Annotated in this window: 23 protein-coding genes; 7 read left to right on the top strand and 16 right to left on the bottom strand. The window is 41.0% G+C overall.

Annotated elements, in window-relative coordinates; genetic code table 11:
* Position 1: 1 nt before the first annotated feature.
* The 7 genes from AC3WR0_RS01665 to yneA all read right to left on the bottom strand — a co-directional run bounded on the left by AC3WR0_RS01665 (position 2) and on the right by yneA (position 6,856).
* Positions 2 to 1,753 carry an ABC transporter transmembrane domain-containing protein gene (locus AC3WR0_RS01665; protein WP_492550693.1) on the bottom strand — a complete coding sequence of 584 codons (1,752 nt, stop codon included), beginning with the start codon at positions 1,751 to 1,753 and terminating at the stop codon, positions 2 to 4.
* A gap of 273 nt (positions 1,754 to 2,026) precedes the next feature.
* Entirely contained in the window at positions 2,027 to 2,239 is a 213-nt protein-coding gene (locus AC3WR0_RS01660; protein ID WP_027320816.1) for a YneF family protein, read from the bottom strand.
* Positions 2,240 to 2,313: 74 nt separating this feature from the next.
* Entirely contained in the window at positions 2,314 to 2,754 is a 441-nt protein-coding gene (sirA, locus tag AC3WR0_RS01655; protein WP_035442838.1) for a sporulation inhibitor of replication protein SirA, read from the bottom strand.
* A 482-nt stretch (positions 2,755 to 3,236) separates the two neighbouring features.
* Positions 3,237 to 5,243 (bottom strand): transketolase, encoded by a 2,007-nt coding sequence (tkt, locus tag AC3WR0_RS01650; protein WP_492550692.1) that lies wholly within the window; start codon positions 5,241 to 5,243, stop codon positions 3,237 to 3,239.
* A gap of 243 nt (positions 5,244 to 5,486) precedes the next feature.
* A complete protein-coding gene (locus AC3WR0_RS01645; RefSeq protein ID WP_027320813.1) occupies positions 5,487 to 5,720 on the bottom strand; it encodes a DUF896 domain-containing protein in 234 nt (77 codons plus the stop codon).
* A 128-nt stretch (positions 5,721 to 5,848) separates the two neighbouring features.
* A complete protein-coding gene (locus AC3WR0_RS01640) occupies positions 5,849 to 6,502 on the bottom strand; it encodes a YneB family resolvase-like protein (RefSeq protein WP_492550691.1) in 654 nt (217 codons plus the stop codon).
* Positions 6,503 to 6,532: 30 nt separating this feature from the next.
* Positions 6,533 to 6,856, bottom strand: a complete 324-nt coding sequence (yneA, locus tag AC3WR0_RS01635) for a cell division suppressor protein YneA (RefSeq protein WP_492550690.1) — start codon at positions 6,854 to 6,856, stop codon at positions 6,533 to 6,535.
* A gap of 158 nt (positions 6,857 to 7,014) precedes the next feature.
* Between yneA and lexA the strand changes: the two genes are divergently transcribed.
* From lexA to AC3WR0_RS01620, 3 genes are all read left to right on the top strand, one after another.
* On the top strand, positions 7,015 to 7,638 hold the full coding sequence (lexA, locus tag AC3WR0_RS01630) for a transcriptional repressor LexA (protein WP_027320810.1): 624 nt from the start codon (positions 7,015 to 7,017) through the stop codon (positions 7,636 to 7,638).
* 258 nt (positions 7,639 to 7,896) lie between these two features.
* A complete protein-coding gene (locus tag AC3WR0_RS01625) occupies positions 7,897 to 8,184 on the top strand; it encodes a DUF4257 domain-containing protein (RefSeq protein ID WP_492550689.1) in 288 nt (95 codons plus the stop codon).
* Between the two features lie 111 nt (positions 8,185 to 8,295).
* Complete coding sequence (locus tag AC3WR0_RS01620; RefSeq protein WP_492550688.1) at positions 8,296 to 8,481, top strand: hypothetical protein; 186 nt, start codon at positions 8,296 to 8,298, stop codon at positions 8,479 to 8,481.
* Between the two features lie 162 nt (positions 8,482 to 8,643).
* Here the strand turns inward: AC3WR0_RS01620 and AC3WR0_RS01615 are convergent, their stop codons facing one another.
* Positions 8,644 to 9,342: a hypothetical protein gene (locus tag AC3WR0_RS01615; RefSeq protein ID WP_492550687.1), complete on the bottom strand. Its 699-nt coding sequence runs from the start codon at positions 9,340 to 9,342 to the stop codon at positions 8,644 to 8,646.
* A gap of 284 nt (positions 9,343 to 9,626) precedes the next feature.
* Here AC3WR0_RS01615 and AC3WR0_RS01610 point away from each other — a divergent pair, with 284 nt between their 5' ends.
* On the top strand, positions 9,627 to 9,896 hold the full coding sequence (locus AC3WR0_RS01610) for an aspartyl-phosphate phosphatase Spo0E family protein (RefSeq protein ID WP_081679995.1): 270 nt from the start codon (positions 9,627 to 9,629) through the stop codon (positions 9,894 to 9,896).
* 533 nt (positions 9,897 to 10,429) lie between these two features.
* On the opposite strand, the gene AC3WR0_RS01605 is transcribed toward AC3WR0_RS01610, so the two are convergent.
* The 5 genes from AC3WR0_RS01605 to hflX all read right to left on the bottom strand — a co-directional run bounded on the left by AC3WR0_RS01605 (position 10,430) and on the right by hflX (position 16,540).
* Positions 10,430 to 11,887 carry an alpha-amylase gene (locus AC3WR0_RS01605; RefSeq protein ID WP_492550686.1) on the bottom strand — a complete coding sequence of 486 codons (1,458 nt, stop codon included), beginning with the start codon at positions 11,885 to 11,887 and terminating at the stop codon, positions 10,430 to 10,432.
* A 150-nt stretch (positions 11,888 to 12,037) separates the two neighbouring features.
* On the bottom strand, positions 12,038 to 13,375 hold the full coding sequence (gene glnA, locus AC3WR0_RS01600; protein ID WP_492550685.1) for a type I glutamate--ammonia ligase: 1,338 nt from the start codon (positions 13,373 to 13,375) through the stop codon (positions 12,038 to 12,040).
* A gap of 64 nt (positions 13,376 to 13,439) precedes the next feature.
* Positions 13,440 to 13,847, bottom strand: a complete 408-nt coding sequence (locus AC3WR0_RS01595) for a MerR family transcriptional regulator (protein ID WP_027322439.1) — start codon at positions 13,845 to 13,847, stop codon at positions 13,440 to 13,442.
* 146 nt (positions 13,848 to 13,993) lie between these two features.
* Complete coding sequence (locus AC3WR0_RS01590) at positions 13,994 to 15,265, bottom strand: methionine gamma-lyase family protein (RefSeq protein ID WP_492550684.1); 1,272 nt, start codon at positions 15,263 to 15,265, stop codon at positions 13,994 to 13,996.
* A gap of 15 nt (positions 15,266 to 15,280) precedes the next feature.
* The gene (gene hflX / locus AC3WR0_RS01585; RefSeq protein ID WP_492550683.1) at positions 15,281 to 16,540 is read right to left on the bottom strand and encodes a GTPase HflX; all 1,260 of its coding nucleotides are present in this window, start codon (positions 16,538 to 16,540) and stop codon (positions 15,281 to 15,283) included.
* A 185-nt stretch (positions 16,541 to 16,725) separates the two neighbouring features.
* On the opposite strand from hflX, the gene AC3WR0_RS01580 reads away from it, so the two are divergent.
* Entirely contained in the window at positions 16,726 to 17,331 is a 606-nt protein-coding gene (locus AC3WR0_RS01580; protein WP_492550682.1) for a trimeric intracellular cation channel family protein, read from the top strand.
* 216 nt (positions 17,332 to 17,547) lie between these two features.
* Positions 17,548 to 17,781, top strand: coding sequence for a glutaredoxin family protein (locus AC3WR0_RS01575; protein ID WP_492550681.1), 234 nt, complete (start codon positions 17,548 to 17,550; stop codon positions 17,779 to 17,781).
* A gap of 87 nt (positions 17,782 to 17,868) precedes the next feature.
* Here AC3WR0_RS01575 and spoVK read toward each other — a convergent pair whose 3' ends face one another.
* The 3 genes from spoVK to miaA all read right to left on the bottom strand — a co-directional run bounded on the left by spoVK (position 17,869) and on the right by miaA (position 20,709).
* Positions 17,869 to 18,813: a stage V sporulation protein K gene (spoVK, locus tag AC3WR0_RS01570; RefSeq protein WP_492550680.1), complete on the bottom strand. Its 945-nt coding sequence runs from the start codon at positions 18,811 to 18,813 to the stop codon at positions 17,869 to 17,871.
* A gap of 679 nt (positions 18,814 to 19,492) precedes the next feature.
* Positions 19,493 to 19,726 carry an RNA chaperone Hfq gene (gene hfq, locus AC3WR0_RS01565; protein ID WP_027322433.1) on the bottom strand — a complete coding sequence of 78 codons (234 nt, stop codon included), beginning with the start codon at positions 19,724 to 19,726 and terminating at the stop codon, positions 19,493 to 19,495.
* 26 nt (positions 19,727 to 19,752) lie between these two features.
* Complete coding sequence (miaA, locus tag AC3WR0_RS01560) at positions 19,753 to 20,709, bottom strand: tRNA (adenosine(37)-N6)-dimethylallyltransferase MiaA (protein ID WP_492550715.1); 957 nt, start codon at positions 20,707 to 20,709, stop codon at positions 19,753 to 19,755.
* 353 nt (positions 20,710 to 21,062) lie between these two features.
* Between miaA and mreBH the strand changes: the two genes are divergently transcribed.
* Entirely contained in the window at positions 21,063 to 22,070 is a 1,008-nt protein-coding gene (gene mreBH, locus AC3WR0_RS01555; RefSeq protein WP_027322431.1) for a rod-share determining protein MreBH, read from the top strand.
* Positions 22,071 to 22,296: the final 226 nt, after the last annotated feature.

Below are 22,296 nucleotides of genomic sequence, written 5' to 3'. Positions count from 1 at the left end.
TTTAGTGCCCTCCATGCTCTACCAGTTCTTCTAGCTGCTGCCTTAAATACATTTCCTTGTACCAGCCACCGGCAATCATCAATTCCTCATGCGTTCCTCGCTCCGTTATCTTTCCTTCATCCATTACAATAATCAAATTAGCATGCTGGATGGCACTTAGGCGGTGAGAGGTAATGATGGTTGTTTTGCCTGCACGATTTGCTTTAAGGGCAGATAGAATGGCTTCTTCTGTTTTAGCATCAACTGCTGATAATGAGTCATCCAAAATCAGTACCTCAGCATTCATTAGAAGTGCACGGGCAATCGAGATCCGCTGCTTTTGTCCCCCTGAAAGAGATACTCCACGCTCACCGACAACTGTTTTATAGCCATCCGTAAATTGAGTAATATCATCATGGATATTCGAAAGGCTTGCCGCTTTTTCAACCTCTGAAAAAGGAACAGTTGGATCGGTAAAGGCAATGTTTTCAGCAATCGTCGCTGAAAATAGAAAATGATCCTGTGGGACATAGCCAATCGCTTCCCGCAGCTTTTCATGCTTATAATCCCTTATATTTTTATCGCCAAAAACGATTTGGCCATTGGTTATATCAAATTCTCGAATGAGGAGCTTTAATAGAGTCGTTTTCCCTGAGCCTGTTTTGCCGACTATTCCTAGTGTCTCTCCCTGCATCAGTTCAAAATGGGTATCTCTTAGAACCGGTTCATTTTCACCTGGATAGGTAAACTCTTCTATATTATATTGGATGACGCCACTTGGAACTTCATCCGTTAAGCCTTCCTTATCCTCAATATCGACCTTTTCAGCCAGCAATGCGGCAACGCGGTCATAGGAAGCCCGGCCGCGCTCGACAATATTAAAAAGCCATCCGAAAGCGAGCATTGGCCAAATAAGCAATCCAAGATAAGTTGTAAAAGAAATCAGCTGGCCAATTGTCAGGTCTCCATTGTTAACATACTTAGCTCCAAACGCAATTGATAGAAAGAAGGAGATAGCGACAATGATTGAAATCGTTGGGTCGTATAAAGAATCTATTTTTGCCACAACAATATTCTTCTTTACAACATCCTCAGACTGCCTGCGGAAATCTTCTATATCTTCCTTTTCCTGTCCAAACGTTTTAATGACTTTAATACCGGTGATGCTCTCCTGAGTTTTATCATTTAAGTCAGAGAAAGCTTCCTGTGCTTTATGGAAGGTGCGGTGCAGCATGGTTCCAAACCAGCTTGTCAAAAACGCCATAACCGGCATAGGAATTAGGCAAATTAATGTTAGCTTCCAGCTGACCGTAAAAGCCATCGCCAGAATAACAAATCCGCCTGTTGATAAGGAGTCTACAAGCGTTAGAACCCCAGCCCCAGCTGTCTGCTGTATTGCCGAAATGTCATTAGTGGCATGTGCCATGAGGTCGCCAATTCTCCTTTTCTGGTAAAATGCCGGCGACATCGTCGTAAAATGCTGATAAAGCTTATTTCTCAGCTGCTTGGAAAGCTTTACAGCCGACCCAAATATCATGATTCTCCAATAATATCTAAGAGTGTACATGCCAATTCCTGCTCCAGCCAGAACAAGAATCCATTGAATGAGAATCCCTTTTGTCAGGGTTCCCTCTTTGATTTCGTCTGCCATGATTCCTATTACTTTTGGAGGAACCAGCTGCAGCAATGCTACTAACAAAAGCAGAAAAACCCCTGAAATATAAGCTTTTTTCTCTTGTTGAAAAAACCATTTTAAATCTAAAAATATTTTCATATAACGCCTCCGTAACCCCCTGAGAAGATTTGTTTCTGTGTATTTATTTCGGAAAACTAAGGAAAAAAACTCCATATTGCCGAATTTTAATTTTATCAAATATTTTCACAATAATAAAGATTAAAAAAATATTTCTTCCCAATGAAAAAAGCACCCATAATCATATGAGTGCTTGTCCGATTCGCTAATCAGAATTTCTTCTATAAATTCTGAACGAATAAGTGCAAGAAAGGCTCTGCTGTCGGCTATAAGCGAAGCAATTGCCAAGTTACTTTATTTCGTTTGTTTGTTCATTGCTGCCATCATTTGATTGATCTTCTTCTGGGATGGTTTCATACCCATTTGCATCATCATCATTTTAAGCATTTGTTCATTGATTGGCGGATTTTTCTTCAAGTAGGTCATCATGTATCTACGTGCAATGAAAAATCCTAGTGCTATACCGACTACTAGAGCCAGGACACCAACTAGAATGTTAATTCCCATTTAAATTTCCTCCTTCATGTTGTCTAACATACAGTGTACTAAACAAAGCTCAATTATACAATATCCGCCTTTATTTAGACAAATTTTCTTTCCTTTATAGGCTTAAGCCACCCAAACCGGCTTTTCTCCAGATCGATGGCTAAAAAAGAAGTTTCACATTTCCGCAGCACTTCAAAAAAGACCGTTTCGGCTTCATAGCTGCCAGAACCTTCAACATATATTGCCTCTCCACGGACTTCCAATGTTGCCCTGCTTAGCTTTCCGCTTATTTCTATGGAATATGTGCCATTTTCTGCACTAAATCCTTTATCATTTCCAAGTTTTTTTTGAATCATCTGGTGAACGCGCAGTACCGGTATCGGCTTGGTAATGAACTTAATTTGTTTATCGATTATATACTTTAACTCGCCCTTTGAAAATTCACTTTCCCTGAACAATTGAAAAAACATGCGCTCTCTTCCGAAGTAATGTGCAGCAAATTCATCTTCTATTAAATATAGCCGATACTTTCTCACCACAATCTCTCCTTCGCCAGGCAACTCTATTTTCTTCATTATAAAAAAAAACTAGTAAAAATTTTGTCTTAAGGCGGCGAAAAATATGTCGAATTCATAATTTTCAACTATTTATTTTATTATAGCGGACATTTCCAAAACTTGTCACGTGAGATGGCAGAGGTCTCCTCAAATAGTCAACTGTATTTTACAAAAAGAACCGCTCCCTTTTCGCGGACGAATTGTCAAGCTTGGCAGTTCGTTCTTCCGCTGGAGTGTCCCTCAAAATTTTCCAACTTAAATGTTTTGGCGCATGAGAGATAAACTTCCACGCGTTAAACCTTGAATTTGGCGCATAGCAGAGACATTTCCGCGCGTTAACTATTGAATTTGGCGCATAGCAGAGATATTTCCGCACGTTACTATCTTTTCTAAGAACACAAAACAAAAAAAGCTGTTTCAAAAACCACCATATCGGCAGTCTCTGAAACAGCTTAAAAGTATTATTTATTTAGTAAAGCTTTTACACGTGCTACTACATTTTCAGTTGTAAATCCGTATTCTGCCATTACTTTTTCACCAGGAGCAGAAGCACCGAAGGTATCGATACCCAATACTTCGCCTTCGTCGCCTGTGTACTTGTGCCAGCCAAATGAAGAACCCATTTCGATTCCAAGGCGTTTCTTCACTGTTTTAGGAATAACAGATTCTTTATATTCCTTGGACTGAGCTTCAAAGCGATCCCATGAAGGCATGCTGACAACTGCTACATCAATACCTTCTTTTGAAAGTACTGCTTGAGCTTCTACTGCAAGACCAACTTCAGATCCAGTAGCAAGCAATAACGCATCTGCCGTTTCTTTAGAAGCAGGTGAGATTACATAAGCTCCTTTGGAAACTCCTTCATAAGCATTCTTGTCAGTATCCTTGATCGTTGGAAGGTTTTGACGAGTTAATACAAGCGCAGTTGGCTTGTTTTCAGACTCAATAGAAAGCTTCCAAGCAGCAGCTGTTTCATTTCCATCTGCAGGACGAATGATTGAAAGATTTGGCATAGCTCTTAAAGCAGCCAGTTGTTCAACTGGTTCATGTGTTGGGCCGTCTTCACCAACAGCAATACTGTCGTGTGTGAACACGTATGTTACTGGAAGTCCCATTAATGCAGCAAGGCGGATTGCCGGACGCAGGTAGTCAGAGAATACAAAGAATGTACCGCCGAATACCTTGATTCCGCCGTGTAGCGCCATACCATTGAGGGCTGCGCCCATGGCGAATTCACGCACACCAAACCAGATGTTTTTGCCTTCGAATGATCCTGGCAAGAAATCGGAAGATCCTTTAATCATGGTTTTATTGGAACCTGCAAGGTCTGCAGAACCACCAATAAAGGTTGGAAGATTTTTTGCAATGCCATTTAAAACTTCATGTGAAGATTGACGGCTTGCAACGGCCTTTCCTTCTTCGTATACAGGAATATCCTTGTCCCATCCCTGAGGAAGTTCATTTGCCATTGCTTTTTCAAGCTGGCTGCCGAGCTCAGGGAATGCGTTTTTATATTGAGCGAAAGAATCATTCCATTCTTTTTCTTTCTTCTCGCCATTTTCAACAATCATTTTTTTGAAGTGGGAATAAACTTCATCAGGAACATGGAAATCCTGTTCGAAAGTCCACTTATAAGCTTCCTTAGTAAGCTTCAGTTCATCTTCACCAAGTGGCGCGCCGTGAACACCTGAAGTACCAGCTCTGTTTGGTGAACCGTAACCAATGACGGTTTTAACCTCAATAATAGTTGGACGATCAAGATCACCTTTTGCTTCTTCAATTGCTTTTGCAACTTCGTCCAAATTATTTCCGTCTTCTACACGAACATATTGCCATCCGTAAGCAAGGAAACGATCTTTTACACTTTCAGAGAAAGCTTGTGATAATTCTCCATCTAGGGAGATATCATTTGAATCATAAAGCACAACCAGACGGCCAAGCTTTAAGTGGCCTGCAAGAGAAGCAGCTTCTGCTGAAACGCCTTCCATAAGGTCTCCGTCCCCACAAAGTGCATATGTAAAATGATTTACAAGTTCATAGTTTTCTTTGTTATAAACACTTGCCAGATGGCGTTCTGCCATTGCCATACCAACAGCCATAGCAATACCTTGTCCAAGAGGACCAGTGGTAGCTTCTACACCTTCAGTGTGATGGTATTCTGGGTGCCCTGGAGTTTTGCTTCCCCATTGGCGGAATTGTTTAATGTCTTCCATTGGCAGGTTATAACCTGATAAATGGAGCAAGCTGTATAAAAGCATGGAACCATGTCCTGCTGATAAAACAAAGCGGTCACGATTAAACCATTGTGGATTATTTGGATTGTGGTTCATAAAACGAGTCCACAGTGTGTATGCCATAGGAGCAGCTCCCATTGGCAAGCCTGGGTGTCCTGAGTTTGCTTTTTCGATAGCGTCAATTGAAAGTGTTCGAATAGACGTTACTGATAACTCATCAATAGTTTCAAACATAAATTACATCCTTTCTTTAACCCTTGGATATTGGTTACATCCTTATATTATAGGTCTAAAGCGATTAATACAACAAAAGTGAATGTTGTAAGCGCAGTCACTTTAAACCAAGGCTGTCCTGCTTGAATTTGAAGTTAAAATCTGTAAATTTCTAGTCAATAATGCATATTCCCTCTTTATCATGACACAAACAGAACAAGATTATGAAAATAAAAAAGGAGTACATTTCTGCACTCCTCTTCATTAATGAAGTTTTTGATTCCTTTTACGCTGCTTGAGTTTATCAGGTGTTACATCATTGCCTTCCGGGTCGATAATCTTTGTATTCGTTAAAGTATCCAGCATGGAGGAGCGAAAGGTCTGAAGATATTCTTTTCTAAGGGCGGACTGTTCCTTAGCCTCTGCTTCAGAAAGTGAACTTTCCTTCGCTTTTTTCGCTAACTCATTTATTCTTTTCATTTTCTCTTTTGAAAGCATGCTTGTCCCTTCTTTCTTGAGGTTTCTATTATTAGATCAACAAGATCAAATTATTTTTCTAAATATGACAACTGATTTTACTAAAAAAAAGACCCATTGGCAAGCCAAAGGGGTCTTTACGTTTTATATCAGTCCTCAGCATCTAGGTCCTCCATATGCTGCTGATATCTTCTATGTACGGTAGCTTTGGAAACCTGGTATCCAAAACCCCTAAGCGTGGCGGCAATCTCGGCAAAAGTAAGTCCATTTCTTTTCAAACGCACTATTTCGTCTATGGGCACTTCAATCTTATCCCTGCCGGCTCCCTCACCTTGGTTCTTTAAATTCCTCTGAGGTTTGAAGCCATTTTTCACTGCCCGTTTCATTCCTCGTTTGATTTTTATATTATGGAGCTTCCGCTGGTATTCTTCCACCATTCCAACAATTTTTAACACCATCGAATCAGATTCGGATAATTGCAGCTCTCCGTTATGATAGATGCTATAGAGTTTGATGCCTTCTTTTAAAATGCAATGAAGGAGGGCAATTTTTGCATTACCTCTCCCCAGCCTGGTTTCATCCTGTATTAATACTGCATGAATATCGGGTTTCCTTATTTCATCCAGCAGCTGAAGAATACCTTCCCTCTCCAGGTCATATCCGCTGGCCTGCTCCCTTATAATTTCTGCAATTTGAAATTGGTTTTGGCTGGCCAGTTGGGTTAATTCTTCCTCCTGCCTGATTAAGGAGGTTTCCTGTGTTTCCTTATCCGTGCTGACTCTGCAATATATAATGGCATTCATGAAGCAATCAGCCCGCTTTCTTTATATTGATTATTCCCCTGCTGCACTGGCAAGCTCACCAGTAGATAAGATTTCTTCTTTTACCGGAATAACAAGCTCCTGGCCAGGAATCAGCTTGTCCCCATTTACTTCATTATGAAGCTTTATCCAGCTTACAAAGCGATCCTTTGACATATTGTTTTCTTCTTTATATTGATCAGCAATCTTCCAGATTGAATCACCTTGAGAAACAGTGACTTTTATGTAATTGTTCTCGTCTGGAGAATCCAATGTAAATGATAGAACCAAAGCAGATAGACAGCTTAAACCTACAAGAATAATAGCATAGGAATACTTTTTCCACATTTTCTTCATCTCAAGCACCTCTATTAGAATATATGTTCGCATTTGTTGATTTGATTATAAACCGAACGTTTGTTTCACGTCAACAAAAATATTCGAACTTATGTTTGTATCAAAAATGGGAACATGTTATAATAAAATCAACATAAACCAGACGAGGTGCAATCTAAATGGCAAAATTATCAAAGCGGCAGCAGGATATCCTTGACTTTATCAAAGGGGAAGTTAGGAAAAAGGGCTATCCGCCATCCGTTCGTGAAATAGGCGAAGCAGTTGGACTAGCTTCCAGTTCTACAGTCCACGGCCACCTGGCCCGCCTGGAAAGCAAAGGGCTTATTCGCAGGGATCCTACTAAACCAAGAGCTATTGAAATATTGGAACTTGAAGAAAGTATGCATATACCCAGGGCAAGCGTAATTAATGTCCCAGTTGTCGGTAAGGTAACAGCTGGTCAGCCGATCACTGCTATTGAAAATATTGAAGAATACTTTCCCCTTCCTGAGCGGATCGCTCCAGCGAATGAGCATGTCTTCATGCTTGAGATTATGGGTAATAGTATGATAGAGGCCGGTATTCTCGATGGCGACTACGTTATTGTTAAACAGCAAAGCACTGCTAACAACGGTGATATCGTAATCGCTATGACCGAAGAAGATGAAGCAACCTGTAAGAGATTTTTCAAAGAAAAGGACTATATCCGATTACAGCCTGAAAACTCATCTATGGATCCGATTATTGTAAGAAATGCCTCAATTTTGGGTAAGGTTATTGGAGTTTATAGAGATATTCACTAGGAAGATAGACTTTATAGTAAAAACCGTGATTTTAAACGATTTAAGGCGAGGCAGTGCAAAATGCCCGCCTTTTTTGTTTAAAATTATTCTAATTTAACTGATTGGTATTTTTATACAGTTATTTAGAACTATTTAATTTTTTGGAAAATTCAGTATTTTAACTCATGTATAGGGTTTTCTTTTTCGATATAATGAACACACAACACGAATAGCCTTAGGTCACAAAAATATTTAGGCTTAAGGGAGTGTGAGGAGTTCATGTTTTTCAACATTGCTTTCTCCATCATATTAGGTGGCATGGTCGGTATCTGCAGTCATATGAGAAAGAACGGAAAGCTTGTAGTGCCTTATCGCACCAAGAAATTTTTGTACCCTGGTTTTCTACTGGAAATGTCCTTGGGTTCCCTCGCTTCAGTCCTCGTTATACTCTACGCGGAGCCAACCTCACCCGTACAGGTGGCCTTCCTCTCAATCCTGGCGGGTTATGGAGGTGATGCTGTCATTAGAAGATTTGATGTTTTAGGCTCAAATCATCACGGAAAATAGAGAGAAAACCGCAATAACTTCCCTTAACCGCCCAATTTAGCATTGGTCAAACTCACGGCTCACCTTTTATTCATAAGGTATAACTAACCCATAAATAAAAGAGGTGAGGAAATGCCCCCGTATATGTTTCCCGGATATCAGCCACATGGAAGCTGGCATCACGGTTATCCCCCATATGGTCACGGATATGGATACCATCATCATCATCAACCTTATTACCCATACCCACATCACTATCCTGTAGGATACCACCATGGCCCGTTCCATTATGGCGGCGGTTATCACCATCCTTATTAATTGAAATAGTTTAAAAGAAAAATTGAAAAGGATGCCCGCATCAAGGACATCCTTTTCTGTTTGGTTATACGAAGTAATCGAACATAGGATAACCCCTGGTTCGATTAAATCATGTTAATTTTTTTATCATCAGATAACAGCTATCTAATCGAATTTTATCAACTATTCTTTAGGAATAAACTTAATATGCAGGTCATTATTGATATCAATGGTATCTCCATCTTCCAATTCCAAATTGTTAAACTCAGGATTATACCATTTGCTATCGCCTACACCAAACATTTCATTTACTTTGCCTCCATCATCAACAATGAAGTTACCTTGACCGCTTACAGCTTTACAATCGTAAAGTCCCGCATCAATATCACGGCCAACGACATATTTACCAGCACCGAAAGTTTTAGTTTTTGCTGCCAGTGCTTGAGCTGCTGCTTCGGCGGCTGCTTTTTCTTCGGCTGCTTTCTTTGCTGCCTCCGCTTTTGCTGCTGCTTCTTTCTTTGCCTCTTCCTGTTTTTTCAGTTCAGCCGCTTTGATTTGCGCTTCTTTTTCCTTGTTTTCACGCTCTTGCTCACTCATTGCAAAAAAGGGAGCCGCTTCACTAACCTTATTAGAAAGCTCTTTATTATCTTTTGTAAGTCTATTAATTTTAGCTTTATTTGAACCAATTTCATCTTTCAATTCCGCATTCTTAGCATTAGCGGCCTTTACTTTGGAATTGGCATTATCCAGATCAGCACCAGAAGGACCAGTGTTAGCACCTATAATAAGAGCAATCAAGGCAGTTAAAATATACTTCCATCTTCTTTTTACAAAACCTAATACTTTATTTCCGCCTGTATTTCCTTTATTCAAATCGACCAACTCAACCCATCCCTTTTACATATAAATTTAATCCAAATGTAATTATAATGTTATTGACATAGAAATTGTCCCTTTTTCTAAAAAAAGAACTAGGGAATATTCCCCAGTTCCTTAAATGATTTTATCTAAATTGGAAACCAAATTACTCGGCGACTCGTATCCATGCTATGTTACAAAAGTTCAATGTTTACTTTATCGCAGGGAGTGCGTGATGGAGATATGGCCCGTGGGGGAGCAAGAATGAAGAATTATGTCGTTTTTTGTTTAAAATAAAGGGTTTCAAAATGGAGCGGAACTTGGTAAAATCAGTTGTGCGGATGTCTATTTATGTAAAAAGAGGTTGGATGATGGAAAACTTACTGATATTTTCTCCTTTTGAACTAAAGATTTATATCGAATACTTGAGAATTGATTTAATCGACAAAGGTCAGCAGCTCGGTTTAATTAACGAAGTAACCATTGAAGCCAGCCAGGAGCTGGATTATTTTATTTTTCAGTATCAATTGCTGACTGGATCGAGAAACATCCCGGTAGTATCGGCTGCTTCTTTTTAAAGTAATAGGGAAATACATATACCACCTTCCATTTCCCTCCCCAGCCCAATAACTTGTTCCTCTAGATTTCTCCCCTTTACCTATATTCTGAATAAAACCCGGAAGTTCATATTAGCCGGAGTGGCCCATAAAATACAGGATGTTCATATCTTTCTTTATTCGGGCATAACCGAATAAAGAAAGGCATTCTTAAACGAAGCCGGGCATTTAATAGAGAATCCGTGCATTTCCTTAATAAATTCGTGCATTTCCTCTGAAAAATCTTGCATTTCTTCGAGAAACTCGTGCATTTCTTTGATAAACCCGTGCATTTCTTCGATAAAGTGGGGTATTCTTTCTTCACCGAGAGGGTATAACCATCGAAAACATCCGTATTCTCCATAAATGTATTGAATATTAACCTAAAAAACTCTTTTTCAATAAAAAAGGTTTGTATTTTTCATCAAAAACATTATAAGGGCGTATCGCCAACTACCAAATACCCCTAAACATATGCCAAAAAGGCGTCCCAAAAGGAACGCCTCTCCAAACTTTTATTCCTCCTCACAAACAGCCCATACGGACAAGCAGCCGCCATTTACCGGGAATGTGGCACTGCCATCCTCCCCGATTGTAATTTTCTCCTCCCGTGAATGGGTGATATCAACCCACACTTCGCCAGCTCGTTCCTCGCCAACATTCATCGTTTTTTCACCATCATCACCATTTGATACTACAACCGCACAACCTGAGTTCTGTACGGCAGGGATTCCTTTCCGAACCCATCCAATGGTATTTGGATGATCAAAGTAATCGACCTGTTCTCCGTAGGCTTTAAACTGTCTTACATAGAGAAGCCTATCGATGATATCCTTCATTCCATCGCGAGGTTCAGGCCCTTTGATTCCGTAATAATCTCCATAAAAGACGCAAGGTAAGCCTTCCTGGCGCAGAAGAATGAGCGCATAGGCACTTGGTTTAAACCAGGGTTCAACCCAGGATTGAAGGGCTTCATACGGCTGTGAATCATGATTATCCACAAAGGTCACTGCATTAAGAGGATGTGATTTTACAAGAGTGTCATCAAAAAGCGTTGATAAATCAAACTCACGACCCTTTATAGATGCTTCGTGCAGCTTGTAATGCAGGGAAACATCAAATAAATCGATTTTAAATTCAATATTATCCAGGAAGTTGCGGCATGCCTCCAACTCAGAATTCCAGAACTCTCCTACAACGTAGAAATCTTTTCCACAATGAAGCATCATTTCTATAACAAATTGTCTAATAAAATCATGGTTTATGTGTTTAATAGCATCGAGGCGGTACCCGTCACAATGAGTTGAATCATAGAGCCATTTGCCCCATCTGGTCATTTCTTCCCTGACATCTTCCCGATTGTAGTCTATATTGGCAAACATCAAGTAATCATAGTTGCCAAATTCACTGTCGACATTTTCATTCCAATTTTTATCGTCACCGCAAATCCGGTAAACACCGACTCTTTCTGTTTTATTATCATAATCTGTTCCATTAAAATGCTCAAAGTTCCATTTAAAGGTTGAGTATTTATCACCTCTGCCCGGGAAATCGAATTTTGTCCATCCTTCGATGTCAAAGGGTGCTGAGATTTCCTTTGTTCGGTCATTAGGGTCCACTTCGATAACCTTAAATAACTCCGTGTCATCCGCTGCCGCTTTGTGGTTCATCACAATATCCATGCAAACCTTTATATTATTCATATGGCATTCATCAATAGCGGCCAAAAGCTCTTCTTTTGTTCCATACTTGGTTCTTACTGTTCCTTTTTGATCAAATTCGCCAAGATCATATAGGTCATAAACACCGTAACCAGTATCTTCTGCTGACTGGCCTTTTGTTGCAGGTGGAATCCAAATGGAGTCAATTCCTCTCATTTTTAATTCTGCGGCTGCTTCTTTGAGCCTGTTCCAATGGTTTCCGTCTGCCTCTACGTGCCATTCAAAAAACTGCATCATCGTCTGGTTCTTCATCGCTTTCCCCTTCTATCTATCAGCATTAGCGGTTAATTTTAAATTAGTAAACTGCTTGTCTAAAATTTACCCCTATCCACCGGCTCTCAACCTCTTTTTTAAAAATAAAAAAACCCCCAGCACCAAAGTGCGGAGGGTTCTGAAAATATCTTAGTACATGCTCATGTATTGCTCGCGTTCCCATGGGTGAACTTGAGTGCGGAACATATCCCATTCGATCTCTTTCGCTTCCACGAAGTGTTCGAAAATGTGTCCGCCAAGTGCTGAAACAATAACTTCGTTTTTCTTCAGCTCGTCAAGAGCTTGTGCAAGAGTGGCAGGAAGATCGACGATACCTTCTTCAACGCGCTCTTCTTTGTTCATTACATAGATGTTGCGGTCTACTGGAGCCGGAGGAGTAAGTTTGTTTTTGATGCCGTCAAGTCCAGCTTTTAATAGAACTGCCATCGCCAAATATGGATTCGCTGCAGGGTCAACGCTGCGCACTTCTACACGTGTGCTTAGGCCGCGTGATGCAGGAATACGGATAAGTGGTGAACGGTTTCTTGCAGACCAGGCAACATAACATGGAGCTTCGTATCCAGGAACGAGACGCTTATAAGAGTTTACAGTTGGGTTTGTGACAGCTGTAAAGCTTGGAGCGTGCTTAAGGATACCAGCGATGAATTGACGCGCATTTTCACTTAATTCTAGTTCGGAAGAAGTGTCATAGAATGCATTTTTGCCGCTTGTAAATAATGAAAGGTTACAGTGCATACCAGAACCGTTTACGCCAAACAATGGTTTTGGCATGAATGTTGCGTGCAATCCGTGCTTACGAGCGATTGTTTTTACAACAAGCTTGAAAGTTTGGATTTGGTCACATGCTGTTAAAGCATCTGCGTATTTAAAGTCGATTTCGTGCTGTCCAGGAGCTACCTCGTGGTGGGAAGCTTCGATTTCAAAGCCCATTTCCTCAAGCTCAAGAACGATGTCACGACGGCAGTTTTCACCAAGATCTGTTGGAGCAAGGTCAAAGTATCCGCCTTTATCGTTTAATTCAAGTGTTGGTTCCCCAGCAGGATCTAATTTAAACAGGAAGAATTCTGGCTCAGGTCCAAGGTTAAAGTTTGTGAATCCAAGTTCTTTCATTTCATCAAGGATTCGGCGCAGGTTATTACGTGGATCTCCTTCAAAAGGCTGGCCTTCCGGAGTATAGATATCACAAATCAAACGTGCTACTTTACCTTTTTCAGCTGTCCAAGGGAAGATTACGAATGTGTCAAGATCTGGATATAAAAGCATATCAGATTCTTCGATACGAACAAAACCTTCGATGGAAGAGCCGTCAAACATCATTTTATTATCAAGCGCCTTTTCAAGCTGACTTACCGGAATCTCCACGTTCTTGATGGTTCCAAGGATGTCAGTAAATTGAAGACGGATAAACTTTACATTTTCTTCTTTAGTTATTCTTTGAATATCTTCTCTTGAAAACTTCTTTGCCATTTCCTAAATTCCTCCTGTTAAAAAAGTAATAGAATAATTGCTTTGCTTCTATGTCATGTTTTCCCTATTGGAAAAATCGGGACATATCCCCTTGCCTCAATGATGATCGATTAAATCTTCCAGCATGCTGAAGCTCACTGCGAAGTATTTTTCGTAATTCATCATCGGATAATTCGTGCCTTACTTTTTCTGCCTGTTTTTCTATTTCGGCAGTGACTGTCTGGTTTTCCTTAACGGCAAAGACCTCTTTAATTCCGGCCATATTGATTCCCCGGTCAATCAGGTCTTTAATTTCCAGCAGTCTGTCAATGTCATTTAAACTAAACATCCGCCTGTTTCCCTCTGTTCTTGCGGGAGAAATCAGTTTATGCTCTTCATAATATCGGATTTGCCTGGCTGTCAGTTCTGTCAGCTGCATGACAATTCCAATGGGAAACAGCGGCATGGAACGGCGAATTTCATTACCGGCCAAGATTTCTCCTCCCTTTTCACTGCTTTATAGGGGTATTATATGGCATGTTAGGTAATATGTCAATCTTGTGTTAGGTTTCCTAACATGAAAAAAATTTTAATTAAAACAGAAAGAGGACAACCCATGCTGCCCTCCTTTAAGTTAACCTAATTTAAATCAATTAAACCTTTTTCAGCCAAAGAGCTTAGTGCGAGACAAACCGCTATTTTGACATGGGAGTACGTCAAACCTCCCTGAACATAAGCAACAAAAGGCGGCCTTGTCGGCCCGTCAGCGGTAAGTTCAATACTAGCCCCCTGAATAAATGTACCTGCTGCCATTATCACATCATCTTCATATCCAGGCATATAGCTTGGGTAAGGAGTCACATGAGAGTTTACAGGTGATGCAAATTGGATTGCCTGACAAAAAGCAACCATTTTGTTTTTATCATCGAATTGAACGGATTGAATTAAATCTGTCCGTTTGGCATTCCATTTTGGCGAGGAATTCATACCTAGTCGTTCAAGCATCGAAGCAGTAAAAACGGCTCCCTTAAGCGCCTGCCCCACAACATGTGGTGCCAGGAAATAACCCTGGTACATTTCCTGGAGGCTGTACAGAGATGCTCCCGCTTCTGCACCGATCCCCGGAGACGTCATCCGGTAGGAACAGGCTTCCACCCATTGTTTTTTTCCAACAATGTAACCGCCTGTTTTAGCAATTCCTCCCCCAGGATTTTTTATTAAAGAACCTGCCATTAGGTCTGCCCCTATATGGCATGGTTCGATTTCCTCCACGAATTCGCCGTAGCAGTTATCCACGAAAACAACCACATCGTTTTTAATTTCTTTTACAAATCGAATCATTTCCCCTATTTCCGCTACCGTAAAGGACGGTCTGACCGCATAACCCTTTGACCGCTGGATGCCAATCATTTTCGTGTTCGGCTTAATTGCGTTCGCCACAGCGTCCCAGTCCATTCTGCCATCTTCAGTTAGAGAAACGCTGTTGTAGGAGATCCCAAATTCTTTTAAAGAACCTACTCCGTTCCCGCGAATACCGACAATTTCCTCGAGTGTATCATAAGGTTTTCCAGTGATATACAGAAGTTCATCACCAGGTCTTAATACGCCAAATAAGGCAATGGATATGGCATGGGTCCCTGAAATAATCTGCGGGCGGACCAGGCCCGCCTCTCCTCCAAAAACATCTGCATAAATGGCTTCAAGCGTATCTCTTCCGGTATCATCATATCCATACCCGGTAGAAGGGATAAAATGTGAGTCGCTTACCCTGTGCTTTTGAAAGCTTTGTAACACCCTGAATTGATTCGTATCAATTCTTCCGTCTATCTCTTTATGAACTTCAGCAATCTGCTTTTCTGCTTCCTTTACAATTGTCTGAAGCTTCTCCCCGTATTTTAATTGTTGAAACATGATGTAACCCCTTATCTAAACACTATATTTTTGCAGCTGCCCTGTTATCTGGTGGTCTCTTAAAGAGTACCCTTTGCATTCATACAGCTGAAATTGCTCATTAAACGTCAGTTCCCTCAGGATTGTTTCATTTTTTAATTGTGAAAGAAGCTTGCCTTCTGTGGAAGGAACCTTCACGCTGTAAGCTTCCATCTCTTCTATTACTAGCTGTTCTATCTTTTTCTTTAACGCATTTCGATCTTCCACATCATAAGCACTGATAAAGGCTGTTGGCGTTTGCGCAGTCGGAACAAAATCCGGATGCTTAATATCCCTTTTATTATAAACAGTCAGCTGCGGGATATCTTTAATATCAAGTTCATCTAATAAATGGTTGACCGTTTTTTCATGCTGAAAATAATCCGGGTTTGCCATATCGACAACATGCAGCAATAAGTCCGCTTCCTTAACCTCCTCAAGAGTGGAGCGGAAGGCTGCGATGAGTGCCGTTGGCAAATCCTGAATAAATCCAACTGTATCTGTAATAAGAGCCAAAAATCCGCTTGGCAGAATGATTTTTCTGGTCATAGGATCGAGTGTGGCAAACAGCTGGTTCTCTTCAAAGGAATCCGCTTCTGACAGACGGTTAAAAAGTGTGGACTTTCCAGCGTTCGTGTAACCAACAATCGCGATTTGGAAGGTCTTGTTTTTCTTCCGTCTCTCCCTGTAACGATCGCGGTGATGAACAATCACATTCAGCTGTGATTTAATATCATCGATACGGCGGCGGATATGGCGGCGGTCCGCTTCCAGTTTCGTTTCACCGGGGCCTCTTGTTCCAATACCGGCCCCCAGCCTAGACATTGCTGTACCCTGTCCTGCAAGCCGAGGAAGCAAATATTGAAGCTGTGCCAATTCGACCTGGAGCTTACCTTCCTTGGAACGGGCTCTTTGTGCAAATATATCGAGGATTAGCTGGGTCCTGTCGATAATTCGCACTTCGAGGACTGAAGATAAATTCCGCTTTTGGCTTGGAGAAAGCTCGTCATTAAAAATAACCAAATCAGCTTCCATTTCATCAACGATTGCTTTTAATTCCTCCACTTTCCCTTTTCCGATATAGGTTGCAGGATGAACCTTCTCCCTCTTTTGAATAACTGATAGCAGGACTTCACCTTTTGCTGTCTCAGTTAAGGAAACAAGCTCCTCCATGGAATATTGAAATCTCAGGTCATCTTCCTTGGTTGTCTGGCAGCCAACAAGTATTGCTTTTTCCAGATCTGTTTTTTGTTCCAATGGAACCCCTACTTTCCGTTGAATAATCTTTTTTCATCATATCAAAAAGTTTATGGATACTCTAATTTTTCACTTATTTGTTCTTTTTCAACATTTTTTTAAAAAAAGATTGAAAAAGCAGAGACACATGATAAAATCAATATAATTTATATTTGAAAACGATTACGAGGAGAAGTTAAAAAGAAATGACGTGGGAAGTACTAAGCATGATTGGCACTGTTGCATTCGCAATCAGCGGAGCGATTATTGCCATGGAAGAAGAATATGATATTTTAGGAGTTTATATTTTAGGGATTGTCACTGCTTTTGGCGGTGGTGCGATACGAAATTTATTAATTGGTGTACCCATTTCAGCTTTATGGAGCCAGGGGTTATTTTTTCAAATTGCCTTGCTTTCGATGACAGCTGTTTTCTTATTCCCTATGAATCTATTAAAACACTGGCAAAAATGGGGCAATTTGTTTGATGCGATCGGCTTGTCTGCCTTTGCTATCCAGGGTGCTTTGTATGCTTCAAAAATGGGCCACCCTTTAAGTGCCGTAATTGTTGCAGCGGTTCTTACAGGGATTGGCGGCGGAATCATCCGCGACCTGCTCGCTGGCCGAAAGCCAATTGTACTGCATTCAGAAATATATGCCGTGTGGGCGATTATGGCCGGATTGGCGATTGGTTTGAAAATTGTTGAAAGTCCAGCTGAGCTGTATTCTTTGTTTGTTATCATTACAGCTTTAAGGGTTCTTTCGTACACGTATGATTGGAAGCTCCCCGTTAAGCGCGTTCGCGAGAATTAAAAAATACCCGGACGACAAACCCCTGATAGAAACGGGGTTTGTCTTTTTTATGCCGCTTTAATCGTTTCCTGTCCTGTTTTTTTTATTAAAAGTAGGGAAAAACAAAGGGTGTCCAGGTATTTCTTTTTTGTAAAAGCTGGATTGCCTAATTGACAGCATTACCTGGATCATTTTACTATACCTTTAAGGGTATTAAAATTTAAGGAGGCATGCAAAATGAACGATATTACTGTTTTTTCAACTAACACTTGACCGTACTGCACAATGATGAAAGAATTCCTTGAGGCTCAAGGATTAACCTACAAAGAAGTAAATGTGCAGATGGATCCTGATGCAGCGCAAAAACTTGTCCAGGAGACCGGACAGATGGGCGTACCGCAGACAAAGGTAAACGGCCACTGGGTCCTAGGTTTTGATCCAGAAACGCTGATGCAATATGTAAATAAGTAGTTCATATAGAGGCTTGCCAACTTTCTATAAGTTCCGGCAGGCTTTTTTATATCACTGTAAAAATAATAAAAAGACCCATTCCGGGTCTTAGTCTTCTTCAAATATTAAATCATTACTTCTTAGGGTCATCAGCTCGTAACGGTCATAGCTGTTATTCATCAGCAGTCTCATGGCCTGTGACCGTATCGATTTTTCAATGATGTTTCTTATATATCTTCCATTTGAAAAATGATTTTCTCCGATTATCGTTCTAATCCAGACAAGATGCTCACGAAGTCTTCTCTCCGCCTCATGGCTTAATGAATACTCTCTTTCCTTCAGCATGATATGGGCAATTTCCATCAGCTGGTCGATATTGTAATCTGGGAAATCAATTACTAGTGGAAAGCGTGAATGGAGCCCGGGGTTTAAGGTAAGAAAATATTCCATTTCATCCGAATATCCCGCGAGGATTAAAATAAATTCATGCTGTTTATCTTCCATATGCTTAACGAGGGTGTCAATTGCTTCTTTCCCAAAATCCTTTTCGCCGCCCCTCCCAAGAGAATAGGCTTCATCAATAAATAAAATCCCGCCAAGTGCCTTTTTGACCAGATCCCTTGTTTTTTGCGCTGTATGCCCGATATACTCTCCAACCAGGTCGGCACGTTCTGCTTCAATCAAATGCCCTTTCGAAAGGACATTCATTTTGTGAAAAAGCTTGCCGACCAGCCTTGCCACGGTTGTTTTCCCTGTTCCAGGGTTCCCTTTAAACATCATATGAAGCGCTTGCTTTTTGGCTTTCAGCCCGCTTTCTTCGCGTTTTTTATTTACATATATCCACGCATAAATTTCTTTAAGAGTTCTTTTCATTTCCTCCATGCCAACAAGGGCACCAAGTTCAGTTTCAATTTCCTTTAGTGCTGTGTGCTCGGCGGGTATTGCCTTTGGAACAACGATTGATTCAGGAGCTTCTTTATGAATGGTTCTTTTTTGCGAGTTTAGCATAATGCTGATTTGACCGTTACTTTTCATACGCATTGGTTGGTCCAAAGCATTCACCTCTCAATCTGCAAACAGTATACGCCATTATGCTTTATGCGTGACAAAAGCCCGGTTGGTATCCCATTCCTTCTCTCTCTAACAGGATGGATGGCTTCTCTAATTGACAAAATCCTGCTTTATCCTGCTGCTTTTTCTTGTAATTGTCTAATCATGCGCTTTCCTGAGAAATACTTCTTCATACTATGTGTATTCTGATAAGGTGGAAAACATGAGCGGAGAAGGAAGGTTGGTTGTCGTGAGGGGAATATTTTTTGAAAAGGCTGTATTAACAATAAGTGTTGATTGTAGCGTATAGCCACGAGACTCCTACCGGAAAAGCGGGTCAGGGGAGACACCGCAGGAGCAAAGTGACGAGGAGGAAGAAGAACGGAAGTGCCTTGTTCAGCCCCGGCAAGCGCTGGCCGGCTCTAAAACGCCACGTCCTGTGGCGACGCCGGCACTAGCACTTCCTGTGCGTCGAAGGGCCTGACAATGAAGTCGTTCTTTAACTTCGAAGTCAGGACCGAAGCGACCTCGAGGGGCTAGGCACTGAGGTTTGACAGGCTCGCGAACCGTCCGTGGAAAGCGAGTGACTGGGAGCGAAATGAACAACAGTAAAGTTTTGCTGCGCCTATTAAAAATAAAAAGGACCCCTTTGCTGCTTAAGGGGCCCTGACTATTCAATGAATTATTGCTGTCCTTCAAGGTCAAGCTGAACGTTGCGCTGTGGAGCAAAAGTGGAAATAGCGTGCTTATATACAAGCTGCTGTTTGCCTTCTGATTCAAACAGAACAGTAAAGTTGTCAAACCCTTTAATTTGGCCTCTTAATTGGAAACCGTTTAAAAGGAACACGGTAACGCTAATGCCATCCTTGCGCAATTGGTTCAAAAATTGGTCCTGAATATTAATTGTTGTTTTCATCTGTAAATCCTCCTCTTTTATCTCTACTAATATGTATTCGATTTCAGATGTAGCTTTCCTTCCACATACTGAGAAATTTCATTTATTTTTTTTGAAGCCATATCAGTATCTGTCATATCAAACCATTCCACATTCATCTTATTTCGAAACCAGGTTAGCTGTCTTTTTGCATAGTTTCGTGAATTTTGTTTCAAATTTTCTACAGCTGTCTCCAAAGAACTTTTTCCCTCCAGGTATTCGTAAATCTCTTTGTAGCCAATTGCCTGGATGGACTGACATCCTGAAATCCCTTCATGATAAAGGCTTCCCACTTCTTCCAATAGCCCTTCTTCCATCATTAGGCCTACACGTAAATTGATACGTTCATATAATTTTTCACGTTCCATGGTTAAGCCTATGAGGGCTGTATCATATAGAAGTTCCGGTTCCTGATTAGATTGAAAATCTCCCATTGTTTTCCCAGTGCAATGATAAATTTCCAAGGCCCGAATCACTCTTCTTACATTATTGGGGTGAATGCGGCTGGCGCTCTCTGGATCGACGGCTTCTAGTTTCTTATGTAATGCCTCATTGCCGATTTCTCCGGCCTGACGCTCAAGCTGTTCCCGAAACGAAGGATCGGAAGGAGCATCTGAAAATTGATAATCGTAAATGACGGACTGAATATATAGTCCCGTACCGCCGACTATAATAGGAATTTTTCCTTTTTGGGCAATTTCGGCGATTTTTGTTCGGACCATCCCCTGAAACTCAGCTGCTGAGAAAGATTCTTCGGGCTCTTTAATATCAATTAAGTGATGAGGAATCCCTTCCATCTCTGATTCCTTTATTTTTGCGGTGCCTATATCCATTCTACGATATACCTGCATGGAATCCCCGCTGATAATTTCTCCATTAAAGCGCCTTGCAAGCTCAATGCTTGTTTTTGTTTTCCCAACTGCTGTCGGTCCGATAATGACAATTAATTTTTGCTTGGCTTCCACTTCCCTCACACTGCCTTTATCTGCTTTTTCTTGTCGGGCTTTTTTCCCTATATTTTAATATGGTATCACAAAAATAGAAAAGCAGTAGAACATCAAACTATTATTGGCTTTAAATCCAGTTTTTATGCTATTTTGCTTACAATTTTTCCTTTAAAAGAAATTTTTTCTTGATTCATTACAAATAAATAACGTTTTAGTTACAATCGACAAAATACCCCCAAAATCGTGTTAGAGTAATTAGAAGTTTATCATGTTAATAACTTTTTTATGAATATTAATTATCCCAAAGCCGCAAAATGTTTGTTTAGGGGGCGGCCTTTCCAGAAAAAATTTGTGAAAAAAGGTGAAAAATAATGTTATCTTCTTCTGAAATTGGAATTGATTTAGGAACTGCGAACATATTGGTATATAGCAAAAATAAAGGAATCGCTCTTAATGAGCCTTCTGTTGTTGCCATTGATACAGAAACAAAGGCTGTCCTCGCTGTTGGACGCGAAGCAAAAGAAATGATCGGGAAAACTCCTGGTAAAATTGTTGCAATCCGTCCCTTAAAAGATGGCGTAATTGCTGACTATGACATCACTACTGACTTGCTGAAGCATATTATGCGAAAGGCTTCCAAAAAGATGGGGTTTGCCATCCGTAAGCCAAATGTTGTCGTCTGCACACCATCAGGCTCTACCTCTGTTGAACGCCGTGCAATTCATGATGCAGTCCGCAATGCCGGTGCAAAAAAGATTCATTTAATCGAGGAGCCCGTTGCAGCTGCGATTGGTGCAGGACTCCCTGTTGATGAGCCTGTTGCAAACGTGATCGTTGATATCGGCGGTGGAACAACTGAGGTTGCTATCATTTCTTTCGGCGGTGTTGTTGCCTGCCATTCTATTCGAATCGGCGGAGACAGACTCGATGATGATATTATTCAATACGTCCGCAAAGAGTATAATGTTCTGATTGGTGAAAGAACGGCAGAAAATATCAAAATGGAAATCGGATATGGGCTTGTTGACCATGACGAGCTTACTATGGATGTTAGAGGCCGTGACCTTGTAACCGGTCTACCTAAAACCATCACTTTATCTTCCTATGAAATTCGTGGTGCGCTTAAAGAATCACTTCTTCATATCCTCGAAGCAATTCGTGCAACACTAGAGGACTGCCCAGCTGAACTAAGCGGTGACATCGTAGACCGTGGGGTAATTTTAACTGGCGGTGGCGCATTGATGAAAGGAATGGAAGAATGGCTTAGTAAGGAGATTGTTGTACCTGTACACTTAGCTCCAAGCCCGCTTGAATCTGTAGCCATCGGTACCGGAAAAGCCCTTCAGTACATCAACAAACTGCAAACAGCACTTAAATAAGTAGAAAAGCGGAATCACCCGTTCAGGGAAGTAACTCCCTAAAAGACTTCTGGAGATGCTTCACTGGTCTTGCAGACTTGCGGCAAGCTGTACATCCACTTCATAAATACCTTTACGCTGACTTATTGGAATGGACACTAGCTGCGGACCTGACGCAAGATACTCAAGGAGCTTTCAAGAGGTGCGGGTGCTAGACACGGCTAAACAAAAAAACTGCAGAGCGCTC

The organism is Neobacillus sp. FW104-15D2 (assembly GCF_058790155.1).
This window is presented reverse-complemented; position numbering and strand designations above follow the sequence as displayed.

What these genes read in the sequence shown, in the direction of transcription:
- AC3WR0_RS01665 (WP_492550693.1), bottom strand. Translation starts at nt 1,753, where the DNA reads ATGAAAATATTTTTAGATTTAAAATGGTTTTTTCAACAAGAGAAAAAA.
- AC3WR0_RS01660 (WP_027320816.1), bottom strand. Translation starts at nt 2,239, where the DNA reads ATGGGAATTAACATTCTAGTTGGTGTCCTGGCTCTAGTAGTCGGTATA.
- tkt (WP_492550692.1), bottom strand. Translation starts at nt 5,243, where the DNA reads ATGTTTGAAACTATTGATGAGTTATCAGTAACGTCTATTCGAACACTT.
- AC3WR0_RS01645 (WP_027320813.1), bottom strand. Translation starts at nt 5,720, where the DNA reads ATGCTTTCAAAAGAGAAAATGAAAAGAATAAATGAGTTAGCGAAAAAA.
- AC3WR0_RS01640 (WP_492550691.1), bottom strand. Translation starts at nt 6,502, where the DNA reads ATGAATGCCATTATATATTGCAGAGTCAGCACGGATAAGGAAACACAG.
- yneA (WP_492550690.1), bottom strand. Translation starts at nt 6,856, where the DNA reads ATGAAGAAAATGTGGAAAAAGTATTCCTATGCTATTATTCTTGTAGGT.
- lexA (WP_027320810.1), top strand. Translation starts at nt 7,015, where the DNA reads ATGGCAAAATTATCAAAGCGGCAGCAGGATATCCTTGACTTTATCAAA.
- AC3WR0_RS01625 (WP_492550689.1), top strand. Translation starts at nt 7,897, where the DNA reads ATGTTTTTCAACATTGCTTTCTCCATCATATTAGGTGGCATGGTCGGT.
- AC3WR0_RS01620 (WP_492550688.1), top strand. Translation starts at nt 8,296, where the DNA reads ATGCCCCCGTATATGTTTCCCGGATATCAGCCACATGGAAGCTGGCAT.
- AC3WR0_RS01610 (WP_081679995.1), top strand. Translation starts at nt 9,627, where the DNA reads ATGGAGCGGAACTTGGTAAAATCAGTTGTGCGGATGTCTATTTATGTA.
- AC3WR0_RS01605 (WP_492550686.1), bottom strand. Translation starts at nt 11,887, where the DNA reads ATGAAGAACCAGACGATGATGCAGTTTTTTGAATGGCACGTAGAGGCA.
- glnA (WP_492550685.1), bottom strand. Translation starts at nt 13,375, where the DNA reads ATGGCAAAGAAGTTTTCAAGAGAAGATATTCAAAGAATAACTAAAGAA.
- AC3WR0_RS01590 (WP_492550684.1), bottom strand. Translation starts at nt 15,265, where the DNA reads ATGTTTCAACAATTAAAATACGGGGAGAAGCTTCAGACAATTGTAAAG.
- AC3WR0_RS01580 (WP_492550682.1), top strand. Translation starts at nt 16,726, where the DNA reads ATGACGTGGGAAGTACTAAGCATGATTGGCACTGTTGCATTCGCAATC.
- hfq (WP_027322433.1), bottom strand. Translation starts at nt 19,726, where the DNA reads ATGAAAACAACAATTAATATTCAGGACCAATTTTTGAACCAATTGCGC.
- mreBH (WP_027322431.1), top strand. Translation starts at nt 21,063, where the DNA reads ATGTTATCTTCTTCTGAAATTGGAATTGATTTAGGAACTGCGAACATA.